2 protein-coding genes are annotated in these 1,156 nt (G+C 51.9%); both read right to left on the reverse strand.

Annotated features, from left to right (window positions below):
- Positions 1–481: glycosyltransferase (locus tag FDW94_RS08445; protein ID WP_137377442.1), on the reverse strand; the 481-nt coding region annotated here is incomplete at its 3' end.
- A gap of 182 nt (positions 482–663) precedes the next feature.
- A partial coding sequence (locus FDW94_RS08450; RefSeq protein ID WP_137377443.1) for a zinc-binding dehydrogenase occupies positions 664–1,156 on the reverse strand: 493 nt, incomplete at its 5' end.

Below are 1,156 nucleotides of genomic sequence, written 5' to 3' on the forward strand. Positions count from 1 at the left end.
GGCGGCTGGCTAACGCTTTGCGTAACCAGTCTGGTCCGGTCATCACGCCGGTAGAACGAATACGATCGGTAGGAATGGATGCCCAGGTGTGGCCCGTCTCGGCAATACACCAGTCAGCGTTGCACTGCGCAACATCCAGGTTGTCTTTCAGCGCCATATTCATCAGCGTTTCATACATTTCCGGATAGGCAATATCATCGCCGTCTACGTACGCGATGTACTCCCCCCTGGCAACTTTCATACCGGTATTGCGCGCCGCAGAAACGCCCCCATTGCGCTGGTGCAGCAGATGAACGTGCGGATAACGATCCGCATAAGACTGAGCAAGCTCCGCAGAGTTATCCGTAGAGCCATCATTAACAATAATGATCTCCAGGTTCTTCCAGGTTTGCGCAATCAGTGAATCCATACACGCAATGAACGGCTCACCCGTGTTGTAAAGCGGCATAATGACGCTCAGGAGACCAGGGGTATAGGTCATATCAAATCCTGCCAAACAGTAGAGTTATCGGCACTTTTTAGCATATTAAGCGGTAGATTTTCAGAAAAAAATATTAATTCTTTAGCGGAAAATGCGCCGGGCAGGAGGAAGCAAAAAAGCCCCGGACGGTAATGATAATCAACATCCGGGGACAACACACAGAATCCACAGGGTGGATACGGTTAATCCCAGCTCAGGATCACTTTCCCTGACTGGCCTGAACGCATCGCGTCAAAGCCCTGCTGGAATTCATCGATGGAGAATCGATGGGTGATGATCGGCGACAAATCCAGACCAGACTGGATCAGTGCAGCCATTTTATACCAGGTTTCAAACATCTCACGACCGTAGATACCTTTAATAAACAGCCCCTTAAAGATAACTTTGGTCCAATCGATTGACATATCAGATGGCGGAATACCCAGCATAGCAATACGGCCACCGTGGTTCATGGTGTCCAGCATGGCGCGAAACGCTGGCGGCGCCCCGGACATCTCCAGACCCACATCAAACCCTTCGGTCATACCCAGTTCAGCCATCACGTCGGTCAGATTCTCTTTCGACACGTTGACCGCGCGGGTGATACCCATTTTGCGCGCCAGCTCAAGGCGATACTCATTAACGTCGGTGATCACCACGTGGCGTGCGCCAACGTGCTTCGCGACCGCTGCCGCC

It is taken from the genome of Citrobacter sp. wls757, from assembly GCF_005280935.1.
GTDB lineage: Bacteria > Pseudomonadota > Gammaproteobacteria > Enterobacterales > Enterobacteriaceae > Citrobacter > Citrobacter portucalensis.